Genomic DNA, 15,853 nt, shown 5'->3' with positions numbered 1-15,853 from the left:
ATGGCAAGAAGACAGACACGATCTAAAAAGCCCGGAGTTATTTCGCTCTTGGTGCTGGTAGTATTGCTCATTGCCTATCGCTTTAATAAAGAGAAAAAACAGCCTGATGCCCCGCGTGAATACCCCACAGAACAAACTAAGGCTAAAAAGCACCGTAAACCAAAAACTGATGACATTCGTGCGCTTAAAACTTTTACCGGCAAGGTAATAGGTATTAAAGACGGCGATACCTTTGAAGTATTATTTGACAGCATCCCCGAGCGGGTGCGGCTTGCCGAAATAGACTGCCCCGAAAAAGCCCAGGCCTATGGCAAGAACGCAAAACAGTTTGCATCTGATCTATGCTTTGGCAAAACAGTTACTGTTTCCTCGGGCGGTAAGCGCGACCGATACGGCAGGGTAGTGGGCACCGTGGTAACCGAAGACGGTACTAATGTAAACGAAGCACTGGTAAAAGCGGGTTTTGCCTGGCATTATAAAGACTACAGCGATAATGCGCAGATAGGTATATACGAACGGGAAGCGAGGGAAAAACAATTGGGCCTCTGGGCGGATAATGACCCTACACCGCCGTGGGACTGGCGTAAGAGCAGGAGGAGAAAGTAGACAGTGTTCAGTCGCAGTAGGAAGTAGCTTCACTGGGCTGATATACGCCTTTTCTTCAGGAGCTGTCATTGGGAGGAACGAAGCAATCACATAATCGAATACACGTTTATATCGTCAGTTTTTGGATTTCCAAGGACAGGAATTATAATTGCGGGAGTGCGGTCTTTCAATAGAAAATAAACAATAGAAAATAAACAATCACCCTTTCTTCACCCTCTTCAATACCAATGCATTCAGGGGGTTAATGCCTAAACCACTTACATTCTTCTGCGTAAAGCGCGCTGCTTTGTCATAGAATAAGGGGATAATAGGTGCCTGTTCCATTACCAATGCATCCATTTGTTTATACAATTCAAAACGTTTTATATCGTCAGTTTCTAAAAAAGCAGCCTCATACAAGCGGTCAAATTCCGAGCTGCTAAAATGCGTATAATTCGGCCCGCCGGGTGTAAAATTCTTGCTGTAAAATAAGGACAGGTAATTTTCGGCATCCGGGTAATCAGCTATCCAGGTGGCTTTAAAAAAAGGTGCCTTCCCGGTAGAGATACTTTGCGTTAGGGTAGTGGGCGGGTTAACGTCAACTTCAACGATCAGGCCTATTTTCTGCCATTCGCGCTGCATGTATTCGGCAATGTCAAGGTAGCTGGCGGTGGTACTCATCTGTATTTTTGGGTTGGTAATACCCGTATCTTTTTTATACGATGCCACCAGGTCGCGCGCTTTTTGCAGGTCATATTCATATCCTTTAGCGCCATGGCCGGCCAGCCCGGTTGGGATAATGCCGTGCACCGCGCCTATACCCATATTATTGCGCAGGTAGAGTATCATCTTGTTACGGTCAAAACCATAATTAAGCGCCTGCCTCAAGCGTTTGTCTTTAATTGCAGGGTTATCGCCATCCATCCTGAAGCCCATATATTCGGTGTTCAGGTAGGGACCGGTTATCATCGTTACCTTATCTTTATATTTTGGCTGTAATTCGCCTTTTGGTGTAAGTATCTCATCCTTATAGCTTGGGTCTAATCCCGAAACAAAATCGAGCTTACCCTGCACAAACTGTAAAAATCCACTCTGCTTGTCTGGCAAAAATGTAACCGATACCGCCTCAAGGTAGGGCAGTTGAACGCCTTGTTCATCACGCTCAAAATATAGTGGGTTTTTTCGCAGCACCAGCTTTACATTCTCTTCCCAAATCTTGAATTGAAACGGCCCGGTGCCAATGGGATTAGAGCGGAAATCGTAGCCCACCTCCTCAAACGCCTCATGTGGTACTACCGAGGCATAGCGCATGGTAAGCAGCCCTAAAAATGCCGGGAAGGTTTTGCTTAGTTTTATTTCGAAAACCGAATCGTTAACGGCTTTAAACGTGTCTACATTTTGTAATATCCATCCGCCCGGGGAGGCGACTTTCTCGTCTTTCAGACGGTTAAGGCTATAGGCAAAATCGGGCGCAGTTACGATACGCGTACTGTCGGCGCCAAATAATGCATTTTTATGAAAATACACACCCTTTCTTAAAGTAAATGTATAGGTTTTTCCGTCCGGTGAAATATCCCAGCGCTTTGCGATATCGGGCTTAATGTTCAGGCTGTCATCTAATTGCACCAGTCCATTATAGAGTTGATTGCACACCCATATACTCGGGCGTATTTTGGCAAAAGCCGGGTCTAATGAATTTACCGCTGCGTTTTCGTTGTATCGAAACACAAGGTTGTCGCGATTCTCTTCAGCTTTTTTTGAGCAGGAAGAAAGAATTAACAAAAAGGCAATGAAATAAGGATATTTTAAAAATTGACGCATCAAAAAATAATAATGTAACGAAAGGTTCGCTTTTGTGATTTTATTTTGAATTTTATATACTATAAAGGAATTAGTGCCGAATATTTCGCTGCTATTAGGGCATTTGTTTACTAATCATATTTGCGTATTAACATTAAATACATAAAATTTTCATAATTTAACCGCCCCGTTTTCCTGTCAGCATTAGTTCTGCACGGCATAAAGATAAACGGAATTTGCCTAATTATAATGAGCAATGAATATTTTAATGGAGAAAGAATATAAAGGATTGTATGACCCGAAGCATGAACACGATGCCTGCGGCATAGGCTTCGTGGCCAGCATTAACGGCCACAAAAGCTACCAGCACATAACCGACGCGCTTACAATACTCGAAAATTTAGAACACCGCGGCGCCTGTGGCTGCGAAAACAATACGGGTGACGGTGCGGGTATAAGCTTCCAGTTGCCACATGCTTTTTTTGTTGCCGAATGTGTTTCCCTGGGCATAAAACTCCCTGAAGCCGGGCATTACGGTGTGGGCATGGTGTTTTTTCCTAAAGGGCTGTCTAACGATTGCAAAGAGATTTTCGCAGAGGCCGCCAGCCTGTTGGGGCTTGATATTTTAGGCTACCGCAAGGTTCCGGTTAACCGTAACGGCATAGGCGAAACCGCCCTGAGCGTGGAGCCTGAAATTGAGCAGGTATTTATAAAGCGCCCTGACCACCTGGCTACCGATATCGAATTTGAGCGCAAGCTGTTTGTGTTGCGCAACTATGCTTCGCATACCATAAACAGTACCATAAAAAAGAATGAAACGGGCTTTTACATTGCCTCACTGTCGTCACAGACTATAATATATAAGGGGCAGCTTACCAGCGACCAGGTGCGCCATTATTTCCCTGATTTGCAAAACAAGCGTATGGTAAGCGCTTATGCCTTAGTGCATTCGCGTTTTGCTACTAATACATTCCCCAGCTGGGCACTGGCACAGCCATTCCGCTACATTGCGCATAACGGGGAAATTAATACGCTTCAGGGCAACCTGAACTGGCTGCGCTCTAACGAAAAGAACTTCGCTTCGCCATATTTCACGCCGGAGGAAATACACATGCTGCTGCCACTGGTACCGGGCAAACAGTCTGACTCTGCCAGCCTTGATAATATGGTGGAGATGCTCATGCTTAGCGGCCGTCCTTTGCCGCATGTGCTGATGATGCTGATACCTGAAGCCTGGGATGACAACGAGGCGCTTGACCCTATGCAAAAAGCATTTTATGAATACCACTCCTGCCTTATGGAGCCCTGGGATGGGCCTGCCGCCGTGTGCTTTAGCGATGGCAAAATGATAGGCGCCACGCTTGACCGCAACGGCCTGCGCCCCATACGTTACAGCATCACTAAAGATGGCCGCATGATACTGGCATCTGAAACCGGAGTGCTTGGCCTGCATGCAAGCGAGGTAGTGAAAAAAGGGCGCCTGCGCCCCGGCAAGATGCTGGTGGTTGACCTTGAAAAAGGGGAAATATTGTTTAATGACCCGCTTAAAAAGCAAATTTGCAGCCAGGCACCCTACGGCGAATGGCTCGAAAAATATAAGATTACCATGGGCAGTGTGCCCGAGCCGCGCATAACCTTTACGCCGCTGGCGCACCAGCAGGTATTTAGGTACCAAAAGGCATTTGGCTACACAACTGAGGCCATTGAAGACATCATTATGCCTATGGCGCTTACCGGCAAAGAGCCTATTGGTTCTATGGGTAGTGATACGCCTATTGCGGTGTTGAGCAAGGAGCCACAGCACATGGCCAACTATTTTAAGCAACTCTTTGCGCAGGTTACTAACCCGCCAATCGACCCCATACGCGAAAAATTGGTAATGTCATTAGCGAGTTTTGCCGGCACTACCGGAAACATTTTGGTGGAAGATCCGTTGGCTGCGCATACCATAGTAATGCGCCATCCGATACTTGATAATTATTACCTCGAAAAAATACGCAGCCTTGATACAGGTACCTTCCAGAGTAAGACCATACAAGGGTACTTCCGTGCGGATGGCAGTGCAGACGCGCTTAAGAAAGGCATTGACCGGGTATGCCGCTACGCCGTAGACGCCGTGGAAGACGGCTTTAGGATGATAGTGCTTCAGGACAGGGCTATTGACTCGAGGCATGCCCCAATTCCATCCATATTGTTAGTAGCCGCAGTACACCACCACCTGATACGTAAAGGTTTGCGAGGCGATGTGGGCATTATTGTAGAAGCCGGCGACGTTTGGGAGGTGCACCATGCGGCCTGCCTTATCGCTTACGGTGCTACCGCCATAAACCCGTATATGGCATTTGCCACCATACGTGACCGTGTAAGCGAAGGCCTGTGCGATACCGCGCTGAGCTTTGAAGAACTGCGAGACAATTATATAGAGGCAATGAAGGCCGGGTTGCTAAAGGTATTCTCTAAGATGGGTATTTCTACCTTCCAGAGTTACCAGGGAGCGCAGATATTTGAAATACTGGGCTTTAGCCGTGAGGTGACGGATACGTATTTTACGGGCACGACCAGTAATATCGAAGGCCTCAAGCTGGATGATATTGCCGAAGAAGCATTGATAAAGCACCGCTTTGCCTTTACCAACAAGCAGATACCAAGCGACAGGCTACCTGTGGGCGGCGAACTGCAATGGAAGCGCAAGGGCGAGTTTCACCTGTTTAACCCGCAAACCATCCACCTGCTGCAACTCAGCACCCGTATGGGCGACTATAACTTATTCAAAAAATACAGCAGGCTGATAAACGAGCAGGGCGAAAAAGCCTGTACGTTACGCAGCCTTTTGGAATTCAACAAACAGCGTAAGTCTATTTCTATTGATGAAGTAGAACCTGCCGAAAACATATACAAACGCTTCTCTACGGGTGCCATGAGTTTTGGCTCCATTTCGTGGGAAGCCCATACCACTTTGGCGTTGGCCATGAACCGGCTTGGCGCTAAAAGCAATACCGGCGAGGGCGGCGAAGACGAAGCCCGCTACGAGCCACTAAGCGATGGCAGTAGTATGCGTTCGGGCATCAAGCAGGTGGCGAGTGGGCGTTTTGGCGTTACCAGCCGCTACCTTACCGAAGCCGATGAATTGCAGATAAAAATGGCACAAGGCGCCAAACCCGGCGAGGGCGGACAGCTGCCCGGCGAAAAAGTAGACGAGTGGATAGGCCGCACACGCCATGCCACACCGGGTGTTGGCCTGATTTCGCCGCCGCCGCACCACGATATTTACTCGATAGAAGATTTAGCCCAATTGATATTCGACCTTAAGAATGCGAACCGTGCGGCGCGCATCAGCGTAAAGCTGGTGAGCAAAGCGGGTGTGGGTACCATAGCGTCCGGTGTTACAAAGGCTAAGGCCGATGTGGTGCTGGTTTCCGGTTTTGATGGCGGTACCGGGGCATCACCCATTAGTTCGATTAAGCACGCGGGGCTGCCGTGGGAACTTGGCCTTGCCGAAACCCACCAAACCCTGGTTAAGAATAAGCTGCGCCCGCGCGTTACCGTGCAGGCCGACGGCCAGATGCGTACCGGGCGTGACATTGCCATAGCGGCATTGCTGGGTGCGGAAGAATGGGGTGTGGCAACGGCTGCCCTTGTGGTAGAAGGCTGCATACTGATGCGCAAATGCCACCTGAACAGCTGCCCTGTAGGCGTTGCCACGCAGGATAAGGAACTACGCAGCCATTTTACAGGCGAGGTAGACCATGTTGTAAACCTGTTTAAGTTTATAACCGAGGAGCTGCGCGAAATTATGGCAGAACTTGGTTTCCGCACTATAAATGAGATGATAGGGCAGGTGCAGAACCTGAAGCAGCGTGAAGATGCAGGCTACTGGAAATATAAGAACATCGACCTGGGCAGGCTATTATACAAAGAGCCAAATCCGGATAATGTGAGCCTTTACAAAACAGAAGAGCAGGATCACATGATGGATAATATACTCGACTGGCAGCTGCTTGAAAAAGCACAGCCTGCACTGCAAAATGCGGAAAAGGTGGAAGCCGAATTCAAGATTAAAAACACTGACAGGGCTACGGGTACCGTGCTGAGCAACGAGATTACCAAGGTGTATAAAAGTGAAGGCCTGCCTGAAGATACCATAAACTTCAAGTTTTACGGGGCCGCGGGCCAAAGCTTTGGCGCTTTTGCGGCCAAAGGACTCACCATGCGCATTGAAGGCGACTCAAACGATTATTTTGGCAAGGGCCTTAGCGGCGGCAAGCTGATTATCTGCCCGCCGGATACAGCCGGCTTTAAACCCGAATTTAACAGCGTTACCGGCAATGTGGCGCTGTATGGTGCCACCAGTGGCGAAGCCTATATTTACGGCCGCGCGGGCGAGCGCTTTGCGGTGCGCAACTCCGGCGCTACGGTAGTGGTAGAGGGTATAGGCGACCACGGCTGCGAATATATGACCGGTGGGCGCGTGGTGGTACTGGGCAAGATAGGCCGCAACTTTGGCGCGGGCATGAGCGGAGGTATTGCCTATATATATGATATTTACAAGGACTTTGCCGACCGCTGCAACCCCGAAATGATTGATCTGGAGCAATGCAACGATGCAGATAAAGCTGAACTGTTTGGCCTGCTGCAAAAGCATTACGACTATACCGCCAGCGCCACGGCCAACTTTATCCTTAAGGATTTTGATAACCAGGTGGGCAGCTTTGTAAAGGTGTTCCCTAAAGATTATAAGAGGGCGTTGTTAAAGCAGGAGGCGGAAAAGGGGATTAAGAATTAGGGTTTTTTGTATAAAGTATTGATTACAAAGTATTAATACTGTTTAAAACCACCCCGGCTTTCAGCCACCCCTACGAAGGAGGGGAATGCTCACTCATACGGATATACTGCATGTAGCACGTACGCTGATTCCCCTCCTTTGGAGGGGTGCCCGTAGGGTGGGTTGGGTTAATTTAAACCTACAAGGTAGTGAAGACTTTGCAGGTTGGGAGACGATAACTGACGGAAAAGACAATTCCCCCGTAGCCCTGATGGGAGCGGCAGCTCCGCAGCGCAGCGGAGGGCTACAGCAGACAGCGGGAACAGGGATAGCTGAAAGGCGCTTGCCATTCGCTTTGAAAAAAGAAGAAAAATGAAACAGGAAAAAATAACAGGGTTTAAAGAATACCATCGCGAGTTGCCGGAAGTGCAGCCCGTGGCGCAGCGTATCAAGCATTATAAAGAGTTTACAGCGCCGTATTCGGAGGAGAAGCTACACCAGCAGTCGGCACGGTGTATGGACTGCGGTGTGCCATTTTGCCATAGCGGCTGCCCGCTGGGTAATGTGATTCCTGAGTTTAACGATGCTGTGTTTAATGAGCAGTGGGAGGAGGCGTACGAGATACTCTCCAGCACCAATAATTTCCCGGAGTTTACCGGCAGGATATGCCCCGCGCCTTGCGAATCGTCATGTGTGCTGAACATTAACCGCCCGGCTGTAGCCATTGAAGCGATAGAGAAACACATTATAGAGATAGCGTTTGAAAAAGGGTTGGTTAAGCCTTTTCAGGCAGAAAACCGTACAGGTAAAAAAGTCGCCATAGTAGGCAGCGGCCCCGCGGGTATGGCTGCAGCCGAACAACTGAATGCCGCTGGGCACAGCATTACCATTTTTGAAAAAGATGACGCTGCAGGCGGGCTTTTACGCTACGGCATACCCGATTTTAAGCTCGAAAAAAGCGTGATAGACCGCCGTATCGACCTTATGGTAAAGAGTGGCATCACCTTTAAATACCATGCTAATGTGGGGGTGAATGTTTTTATGAGCGACATACTGGCCGATTTTGACGCGGTGGTGCTTGCCGGTGGTGCCATGGTGCCACGTAATGTAGAATTGCCGGGGCGTGAGTTGAAAGGCATTCACTACGCGATGGATTTTTTAAAGCAGCAAAACAAGCGTGTGGCCGGGCAGGACCCATTGGCGTATGCTGCAATAGAAAGTAACATTATTAATGCTGAAGTTTCGGCTAAGGGCAAGAACGTAATAATCATAGGCAGTGGCGATACGGGCAGCGACTGTGTGGGTACGAGCATCCGCCAAGGTGCGAAGAGCGTTACCCAGCTTGCCCTAATGCACCAGCCGGGGACTAACAGGCCACTATATACCCCGTGGCCGGAATACCCTGAAGTATACCGTACCTCATCATCACAAGAGGAGGGTGCAGAGCGGCTTTTTGCTACGGTTACCAAAGCGTTTTTAAGTGATGGCAATGGCAACCTGGCGGGTATAAAAGTGGCCGACCTGCATTGGGATTTCTCTGAACACGGTAAGCGTATCCGTTCTGTTGAGAAGGAAGGTACCGAGCGTATACTGCCGTGCGACCTGGCGCTGATAGCCATAGGTTTTGCAGGTGCTGAAAAGTATCTGTCGGATAAACTGAACCTTGAAACCGATGCACGCGGCAATGTGCTTGCCAATGATGTAAACTATAAAGCCTCGCACCCCAAGATTTTTGCCTGTGGCGATATGCGCCGCGGCCAGAGCCTTGTGGTATGGGCCATTAGCGAGGGCCGTGAATGCGCCCGTAACGTTGATGAGTTTTTGTGTAAAGAGGCCTCAGTGCTGGAGAACAGGGACGCGAGTTTAGAGACGGAGGCTTTTGGCGGGTAGGGAACACTAATGACATAATCAAGGGAACACTGATGACACAGATTAGCATGATGTGCACAGATTTTTTTAAATCTATCAGTGAAAATCCATTAAATCAGTGTCATCAGTGTTCCGAAATAACCATTTCATAACTCAACTTTTGTTTGTAACTTTGCAGGCTTATTTATAAGGCTTTAGGCTTAATGATTATGGAAAACAGGAAAAAAGTCGCTTTTTACACACTGGGTTGCAAACTGAATTTCTCTGAAACCAGTACTATTGCGCGCAGTTTTGCTGATGAAGGTTTCGACAGGGTAGATTTTGAAGACCCGGCGGATATTTATGTAATCAACACCTGTTCGGTTACTGAGAATGCCGATAAACAGTTTAAGCAAATTGTAAAAAAGGCCCTGAAAGCCAACGATAAAGCCTTTGTTGCCGCCGTGGGCTGCTATGCGCAGCTCAAGCCTGAAGAACTTGCTGCCGTAGATGGCGTAGACCTTGTGCTGGGCGCTACCGAAAAGTTTAAGATTACCGATTATATAAACGACCTTTCTAAAAACGATATGGGCGAGGTGCATTCCTGCGAAATATCGGAGGCCGATTTTTATGTGGGCAGCTACTCGATAGGCGACCGTACGCGCGCATTCCTTAAGGTTCAGGACGGCTGCGACTATAAATGCACCTACTGTACTATTCCGTTGGCGCGGGGCATTTCGCGTAGTGATACCTTGCAGAACGTGCTTGATAATGCTGCTGAAATTTCGGCAAAAAACATTAAGGAAATTGTACTTACCGGCGTTAACATAGGCGACTATGGCAAGGGTGAGTTTGGCAACAAAAAGCATGAGCATACTTTTTATGAACTGGTGCAGGAGTTGGATAAAGTGCCGGGCATTGAGCGCCTACGTATCTCTTCGATAGAGCCGAACCTGCTTAAAAATGAAACCATAGAGTTTGTAAGCAAAAGCCGAACTTTTGTACCACATTTCCATATCCCTTTGCAAAGTGGCAGCGATGATATCCTTAAACTGATGCGCCGCCGCTACCTGCGCAATGTGTATACCGAGCGCGTAGCTAAAATTCGCGAAGTGATGCCGCATGCGTGTGTGGGCGTTGATGTTATTGTGGGCTTCCCCGGAGAAACGGACGCGCATTTCCTTGAAACGTATAATTACCTCAATGATCTTGATATAAGCTATCTGCACGTGTTTACCTACAGCGAGCGTGACAATACTGCCGCCGCCGAAATGGACGGCGCTGTACCAGCTAACGTGCGCGCCAAACGCAGCAAGATGCTAAGGGGATTATCGGTTAAAAAACGCAGGGCATTTTATGAAAGCCAGTTGGGCACGAGCCGTACCGTACTATTTGAAGGTGAAAACAAAGAGGGTTATATTCACGGTTTTACCGAAAACTATGTGAAGGTAAAAGCCCCATGGAACCCTGAACTGGTTAATACGTTGCATGAGGTGACGCTTACCAAAATTGATGAGGATGGTGTAGTACGGTTTGAGTTTGTAAAGGAGTCGGTATTTGCTTAATTATAAGTCAATACCTTTATGTTTCAACTTGTTTGAATCTTGTCTTGTGTCCCAAATGTTCAATATGACAATTGAATTCTGAAGCAGTAAATATATAATATTATATTTACTGACCGTTTTAGTGAATATATCTTTGTTATTCTTTCTTAATCAAATTTCTGGATATTTAAGTATTAATGCTATATGCTCGTTAAATGATTTGTTTAATTTCCTGCTGTAGGATTTTGATTGGTTTCGATTATTCCAATATTCAAAAATTTCTCTCCTTTCATTCAACGCTTCGGTTGTCCAGATTAATCTTTTAGCCATTCCTGAATATCATTTTCAGCGACTTCACCGCTTACATACCGCCCTTCCTTATAATCCCGTAAAGATCTATTTATACGGGCTTGTTGTTCATCTGTGAAAACGACAGTTAAATCTTCGTCCTCATTAATTTCAACAAGGCGTGCCATATCCATCACCACATTATCCGGTAAACTGGTTTTTATCTTATCTATCAAATTTTGTCTGATTGCTGAGGTATCCATAATACATTATTTTATATAAGGATAATAAAAATTTACAACCCCAGTACCGCAACCCGTCCTTCCAATACCATACTTTTAAAGCCGAATTCCTGTCTAATCCATTCAAAGGCTTCATCGCTGTACAGGAACACGTGGGTAGGGTCAGTCTTATAAAACCAATTGCCAAAATCAATCGCCGGGTTGTAGCGCAGCGTCATTATATAAAGCGTGCCGCCGGGTTTCAGCAGGTTGCGTAGTTGTGTAAATTCTTTGTGTGGTTCTTTAAAATGTTCGGCGGTTTCGCTGCAGGCTATGTAGTCGTATTGCTGTTGCAGCACCTCTGGGTAATTGTGGTAAAAAAGGTCGTATTGGCGGATGTTATAATTAGCATCTTTCAGCAATTTCATAATAGGGGAGCCGCTACCCGAACCAAAATCAAGCCCCTTATGTTCTTTTGTAAAATTTTCCAGAATGGGTGAGACGATAGGCATTACAAAATTCTGGTAACGCACATCTTCAGGGTCGTTGTTGTGCCTGTTGTAGTGCGCCAGCTCGGCTTCAGCCGAAATATAATCCTTTGGGTTTAAAAAAACAGAAAGGCAAAGGGAGCATTTAAAAAACTCCCTTTCCTTATGTACGTAATAGGTTTGTGAGGTTCCGCTGCACAGCGGGCATGCAACGTTACTCATAATTATTTACGGATTTGTAGACCAGATGCTGCTTTCTTTTATAAACACTCGCCTGTTTAATTTCAGTTGCGCAATGATAAGCTCGGCAAAATCTTCTGCCTGCATTACCTTATCAGGGTTGCCATCGGTAAGGTTAAGGTCTTTAGCCATATCAGTAGCTACGGTGCTTGGCGCCATTGCGGTAACGCGTATATTGTGCTTGCGTACTTCCATCATCAACGATTCGGTAAGGCCCATCACGGCAAATTTGCTTGCGCTGTAAGCACTGGTAACTGCTGCGCCTTTAAGCCCAGCGGTAGACGATACATTTACTATATCGCCGCTTTGCTGCTCTATCATGCCGGGAAGTACAGCACGCGTAGCATAATACACACCCATTAGGTTTACCTTAATTATATGTTCAAATTCCTCGGGGCTGAGGTCAAGGAATTTTCCAAATTTGCCTATTCCTGCATTGTTTATCAATATATCTATAGTGCCAAATTCTGCTACTGCTTTTTCTACTGCTGTGGTTACAGATACGAGTTCAGCCACGTCTGCGGTAAGCGCCAGTGCTTTCACACCTTTGGCTTCTACTTCTTTTGCCACAGCTTCTACGTCTACAGTGGTGCGGGCTATTAGTATTATGTTAACTCCTTCTTCCGCAAGGGCAAGTGCTACGGCTTTGCCTATGCCTTTTCCGGCGCCGGTTATCAGCGCTGTTTTTCCTTGTAAGCTTTGCATTCTTGTTGTATTGTATTTATTAGGATATTAATTAGTCAAAATTTCTAAAGTTACATGATTACAGTCCGGTGTTTAATAGAGATCATTTGCCAATAAAGGCTTAAACGCAAATCGCTATAACCGTATCCCCGGAGGGAGCATACCCTTATATGCCGGGTTTTTCCTGAAAAACGTTACCGCTTTAGGATGTATGGGCATTACACGCCACCTTTTATCTTCGGCGTCAGAGAGTATCTGCTTTATCATATTATTAATAACTTCGTCGTCTTCGGGTATTTCTTCGGGCTGGTGTATCTTGGTTAAAAACAGCTTGCGTTCCTGTATGCTGTATTCTATTACATAAGGTTTGCCATTTACTGTAGACTCAAACTGGCGGTTGAATGCATTGTCTTTAATTTCCATAATTAGTCTTTAAATTGCATTGGCACTTCAATAATCAGTATTTTGGCCGGGGATGTGGTGGTAATAATCAGTGTGTCAAGTTCAATAGCGCCGTATGCGTCGCGCTCATGTACAGTTTGCCCGTTTATTTCAAGGGAACCTTCTATAAGGAAAAGATATACGCCATTACCGGCGCCATGTACAGGGTATGTAATTTGCTGTGCCGTGTCAAAAACACCCAGGTGCAGCCATGCCTGCTGGTATATCCACAGGGCATTACCGTCGTTCTTATCATTTGGCGACACTACCATTACAAGGCTATTACGGTTGGCCTCCAGGTCAAATCCTTTTTGGTCGTAACGGGGTGTTACATCCTGTTTTTCCGGAAAAATCCACAACTGTAGCGTTTTTGCCCTGTCAGTCGGGCTGGCGTTCATTTCGCTGTGCGTTATCCCGGTGCCCGCACTCATTACCTGTACTTCGCCAAAGCGCACTGTAGCCTGGTTGCCCATACTATCGCGGTGGGTAAGGCCACCCTCAAGCGGAATGGTAACAATTTCCATATTATCGTGCGGATGGGTGCCAAAACCCGTGCCCGCCGCTATGGTGTCATCATTTAGTACGCGCAGCATTCCAAACTGCACCATATCGGGATTATAAAAATTACCAAAGGAAAATGAAAAATTGGCCTCAAGCCAGCCATGGTTAGCCGTACCGCGCTGGGCCTTAGGAAATAGTCTTGTTTTCATAGAATTATTATGGGTAAATCGAAAATTTAACAGCAGTCGTTTACCGCAAAACTTTAATTTTATACAAATTTCGGAATAAAATTTGATTGTTAACGCTTTTATGCGTGTTAAAACCACACAGATGCACAAGATACCGGTATATTTTATGCCGGGGCTGGCCGCGAGCCCCGCTATTTTTGAAAACATAAACTTGCCGGAAGACAGGTTTGCCTGCCATTACCTTACCTGGCTGCCGCCGGAAAAAAATGAACCGATAGCACAGTATGCAAAACGGCTGACAAAAGGCATTGAGGAAAACCCGGTATTGATAGGTGTATCATTTGGCGGGCTTATAGTACAGGAAATGGCAAAAATTATAAAGGCCCGCAAGGTTGTTATCATATCTAGCGTGCGTTGCAATGCAGAGTTTCCGCGGCGGATGCGGTTTGCAAAGCGCATTCGTGCCTACCACCTGTTCCCCACGCGGCTCATGCAGGAAATGGGGTTGCTTGCGCAAATGTTTGTGGGCAATAATGCTGTAACGCGCAGGCTCAATTTATATGATAAATTTATGTCGGTGCGGGATAAGAAATACCTCGACTGGGCGTTTAAAACTATAATCAACTGGGACAGGTGCGACCCTGATATGGATGTGGTACACATTCACGGTGATGCAGACGAGGTGTTTCCGCCAAGGTATTTAAAAAGTTTTATACCTGTACCTGGTGGAACCCATGTAACGGTGCTTACAAAAGGGAAATGGCTGAGCGAGCACCTGCCGGAATTGATTGAAGGCAGTGTTGAGTAGCAGTAGGCAGTTTGCAGCTCGCTCCCCTCTCCTTCGGAGAGGGGCCGGGGGAGGGGACAGATAGAGAAGACAATAGTAAATAACAATCGAGTGAAGCCCGCTCCTTTTTCCTTTTGGAGAGGGGTTGGGGTGAGGCCAATAAAAATACAGAACATCAATATGGAATGGATAAAGAATACAAGTATAGCAGCATCGTTAGTGTGTTTGGGCGGACTTTTAGTCCACACAACTTATGATAATAAACACGAAGCGTATACAGAGATAAAGACAGAAAAGAAAAATTATTTCCCCACGCAGATAGATTTTGCAGGGGAGAAAACGCCGCTTAATGTAAGTGATGTGCGCGAACGCCTGGATAGGGAACTGTTAGTTAACGCCAACCTTGATGCCAGCACGCTGCTTATCATAAAACGGGCTAACAGGGTGTTTCCGGTTATAGAACCGATATTAAAACAGTACGGCATCCCCGATGATTTTAAATACCTCGCCGTGTGCGAAAGCGGGCTGGTAAATGTAGTTTCTCCGGCGGGGGCAAGGGGTTACTGGCAGTTTATGCCCGACACCGGCAAGCAATACGGCCTTGAGGTTACCGATCTTGTAGATGAGCGCTACCACCTTGCTAAAAGCACTGAGGCCGCCTGCAAATACCTTTTGGCGGCAAAATCTAAATTTGGCTCGTGGACACTTGCCGCGGCCTCATATAATGCCGGTGTAGGCGGGGTTAATAAGCAGATAACCTTTCAGGGGGTAGAGAGTTATTATGACCTGCTTCTAAACGACGAAACCAGCCGCTACGTATTCCGTATACTGGCGTTTAAGGAGATTATGCAGCATCCGGCACAATACGGCTTTACCGCCACACCTGCCGAACTGTATGCCCAGATACCCGTAAAAAAAGTTGCAGTAACAACTACACTACCAGATTTGTCGGCGTTTGCCAAAGAGCAGGGTATTAACTATAAGATATTAAAGATACACAACCCATGGCTGCGCGACCGCAGCCTTACCGTTGCGGCAGGCAAACAATATGAGGTAGAGATACCGCTCTCGGGGTATTAAAACGTAGTTACGCAGAGGAATTAATAATAAGCATTGGTTTTAATAGTAGTTTTTAATACGCAAGGCCGAATTTTTATTATATCAAAAAAAATAATGCCCGGATAGGAGGTTTAAGTTTGCTTTTTCTATAGAAATGAGATAAATGGTATTTTTTTGATAATTATTTTACACTATTAGTGCAAATACTATGTTTCCAAATCGTTTATTATTCAATAATTATCAGTTAATTTTTTTTGTTATTGAAATATAATTTCTACTTTCGTTACAGTAATGAAAGCAGTAGATAACATAGTAGTCCTTATTGGCATTTTTGTCATTCGCTGTAAAGCGTAAGAGGGTACTATATATAGATATAACAAGTCATATTCAGCCGTTCCCTCATAAAAAGGAACGGCT

Annotated in this window: 13 protein-coding genes; 7 read left to right on the top strand and 6 right to left on the bottom strand. The window is 46.4% G+C overall.

Features of this window, described 5'->3' with window-relative positions:
* The gene (locus tag ACLI09_RS06565) at window positions 1-606 is read left to right on the top strand and encodes a thermonuclease family protein (RefSeq protein ID WP_411418801.1); all 606 of its coding nucleotides are present in this window, start codon (window positions 1-3) and stop codon (window positions 604-606) included.
* A 198-nt stretch (window positions 607-804) separates the two neighbouring features.
* On the opposite strand, the gene ACLI09_RS06560 is transcribed toward ACLI09_RS06565, so the two are convergent.
* Window positions 805-2,406 carry an ABC transporter substrate-binding protein gene (locus ACLI09_RS06560; protein WP_411418800.1) on the bottom strand — a complete coding sequence of 534 codons (1,602 nt, stop codon included), beginning with the start codon at window positions 2,404-2,406 and terminating at the stop codon, window positions 805-807.
* A gap of 235 nt (window positions 2,407-2,641) precedes the next feature.
* On the opposite strand from ACLI09_RS06560, the gene gltB reads away from it, so the two are divergent.
* The 4 genes from gltB (at window position 2,642) to mtaB (ending at window position 10,560) form a co-directional block, all read left to right on the top strand.
* On the top strand, window positions 2,642-7,168 hold the full coding sequence (gene gltB, locus ACLI09_RS06555; RefSeq protein WP_411418799.1) for a glutamate synthase large subunit: 4,527 nt from the start codon (window positions 2,642-2,644) through the stop codon (window positions 7,166-7,168).
* 85 nt (window positions 7,169-7,253) lie between these two features.
* Complete coding sequence (locus ACLI09_RS06550; protein WP_411418798.1) at window positions 7,254-7,523, top strand: hypothetical protein; 270 nt, start codon at window positions 7,254-7,256, stop codon at window positions 7,521-7,523.
* On the top strand, window positions 7,520-9,037 hold the full coding sequence (locus tag ACLI09_RS06545) for a glutamate synthase subunit beta (RefSeq protein ID WP_411418797.1): 1,518 nt from the start codon (window positions 7,520-7,522) through the stop codon (window positions 9,035-9,037). The genes ACLI09_RS06550 and ACLI09_RS06545 overlap by 4 nt, the downstream gene beginning before the upstream one ends.
* A gap of 188 nt (window positions 9,038-9,225) precedes the next feature.
* Complete coding sequence (mtaB, locus tag ACLI09_RS06540; protein WP_411418796.1) at window positions 9,226-10,560, top strand: tRNA (N(6)-L-threonylcarbamoyladenosine(37)-C(2))-methylthiotransferase MtaB; 1,335 nt, start codon at window positions 9,226-9,228, stop codon at window positions 10,558-10,560.
* Window positions 10,561-10,853: 293 nt separating this feature from the next.
* Here mtaB and ACLI09_RS06535 read toward each other — a convergent pair whose 3' ends face one another.
* From ACLI09_RS06535 to ACLI09_RS06515, 5 genes are all read right to left on the bottom strand, one after another.
* A complete protein-coding gene (locus ACLI09_RS06535; protein ID WP_411418795.1) occupies window positions 10,854-11,090 on the bottom strand; it encodes a hypothetical protein in 237 nt (78 codons plus the stop codon).
* 32 nt (window positions 11,091-11,122) lie between these two features.
* On the bottom strand, window positions 11,123-11,758 hold the full coding sequence (locus ACLI09_RS06530) for a class I SAM-dependent methyltransferase (protein ID WP_411418794.1): 636 nt from the start codon (window positions 11,756-11,758) through the stop codon (window positions 11,123-11,125).
* Between the two features lie 6 nt (window positions 11,759-11,764).
* Entirely contained in the window at window positions 11,765-12,481 is a 717-nt protein-coding gene (locus ACLI09_RS06525) for a 3-ketoacyl-ACP reductase (protein ID WP_411418793.1), read from the bottom strand.
* A gap of 114 nt (window positions 12,482-12,595) precedes the next feature.
* Window positions 12,596-12,883, bottom strand: coding sequence for a GNAT family N-acetyltransferase (locus tag ACLI09_RS06520; RefSeq protein WP_411418792.1), 288 nt, complete (start codon window positions 12,881-12,883; stop codon window positions 12,596-12,598).
* A 2-nt stretch (window positions 12,884-12,885) separates the two neighbouring features.
* The gene (locus tag ACLI09_RS06515; protein ID WP_411418791.1) at window positions 12,886-13,611 is read right to left on the bottom strand and encodes a pirin family protein; all 726 of its coding nucleotides are present in this window, start codon (window positions 13,609-13,611) and stop codon (window positions 12,886-12,888) included.
* Window positions 13,612-13,732: 121 nt separating this feature from the next.
* Between ACLI09_RS06515 and ACLI09_RS06510 the strand changes: the two genes are divergently transcribed.
* Together ACLI09_RS06510 and ACLI09_RS06505 are read left to right on the top strand one after the other, a co-directional pair.
* A complete protein-coding gene (locus ACLI09_RS06510; protein WP_411418790.1) occupies window positions 13,733-14,398 on the top strand; it encodes an alpha/beta fold hydrolase in 666 nt (221 codons plus the stop codon).
* A 159-nt stretch (window positions 14,399-14,557) separates the two neighbouring features.
* A complete protein-coding gene (locus tag ACLI09_RS06505) occupies window positions 14,558-15,457 on the top strand; it encodes a lytic transglycosylase domain-containing protein (protein ID WP_411418789.1) in 900 nt (299 codons plus the stop codon).
* Window positions 15,458-15,853 lie beyond the last annotated feature (396 nt).

It is taken from the genome of Flavobacterium sp. RHBU_24 (assembly GCF_046613695.1).
Taxonomy (GTDB): Bacteria; Bacteroidota; Bacteroidia; order Flavobacteriales; family Flavobacteriaceae; genus Flavobacterium.
This window is presented reverse-complemented; position numbering and strand designations above follow the sequence as displayed.

What these genes read in the sequence shown, in the direction of transcription:
- ACLI09_RS06565 (WP_411418801.1), top strand. Translation starts at nt 1, where the DNA reads ATGGCAAGAAGACAGACACGATCTAAAAAGCCCGGAGTTATTTCGCTC.
- ACLI09_RS06560 (WP_411418800.1), bottom strand. Translation starts at nt 2,406, where the DNA reads ATGCGTCAATTTTTAAAATATCCTTATTTCATTGCCTTTTTGTTAATT.
- gltB (WP_411418799.1), top strand. Translation starts at nt 2,642, where the DNA reads ATGAATATTTTAATGGAGAAAGAATATAAAGGATTGTATGACCCGAAG.
- ACLI09_RS06550 (WP_411418798.1), top strand. Translation starts at nt 7,254, where the DNA reads ATGCTCACTCATACGGATATACTGCATGTAGCACGTACGCTGATTCCC.
- ACLI09_RS06545 (WP_411418797.1), top strand. Translation starts at nt 7,520, where the DNA reads ATGAAACAGGAAAAAATAACAGGGTTTAAAGAATACCATCGCGAGTTG.
- mtaB (WP_411418796.1), top strand. Translation starts at nt 9,226, where the DNA reads ATGGAAAACAGGAAAAAAGTCGCTTTTTACACACTGGGTTGCAAACTG.
- ACLI09_RS06535 (WP_411418795.1), bottom strand. Translation starts at nt 11,090, where the DNA reads ATGGATACCTCAGCAATCAGACAAAATTTGATAGATAAGATAAAAACC.
- ACLI09_RS06530 (WP_411418794.1), bottom strand. Translation starts at nt 11,758, where the DNA reads ATGAGTAACGTTGCATGCCCGCTGTGCAGCGGAACCTCACAAACCTAT.
- ACLI09_RS06525 (WP_411418793.1), bottom strand. Translation starts at nt 12,481, where the DNA reads ATGCAAAGCTTACAAGGAAAAACAGCGCTGATAACCGGCGCCGGAAAA.
- ACLI09_RS06520 (WP_411418792.1), bottom strand. Translation starts at nt 12,883, where the DNA reads ATGGAAATTAAAGACAATGCATTCAACCGCCAGTTTGAGTCTACAGTA.
- ACLI09_RS06515 (WP_411418791.1), bottom strand. Translation starts at nt 13,611, where the DNA reads ATGAAAACAAGACTATTTCCTAAGGCCCAGCGCGGTACGGCTAACCAT.
- ACLI09_RS06510 (WP_411418790.1), top strand. Translation starts at nt 13,733, where the DNA reads ATGCACAAGATACCGGTATATTTTATGCCGGGGCTGGCCGCGAGCCCC.
- ACLI09_RS06505 (WP_411418789.1), top strand. Translation starts at nt 14,558, where the DNA reads ATGGAATGGATAAAGAATACAAGTATAGCAGCATCGTTAGTGTGTTTG.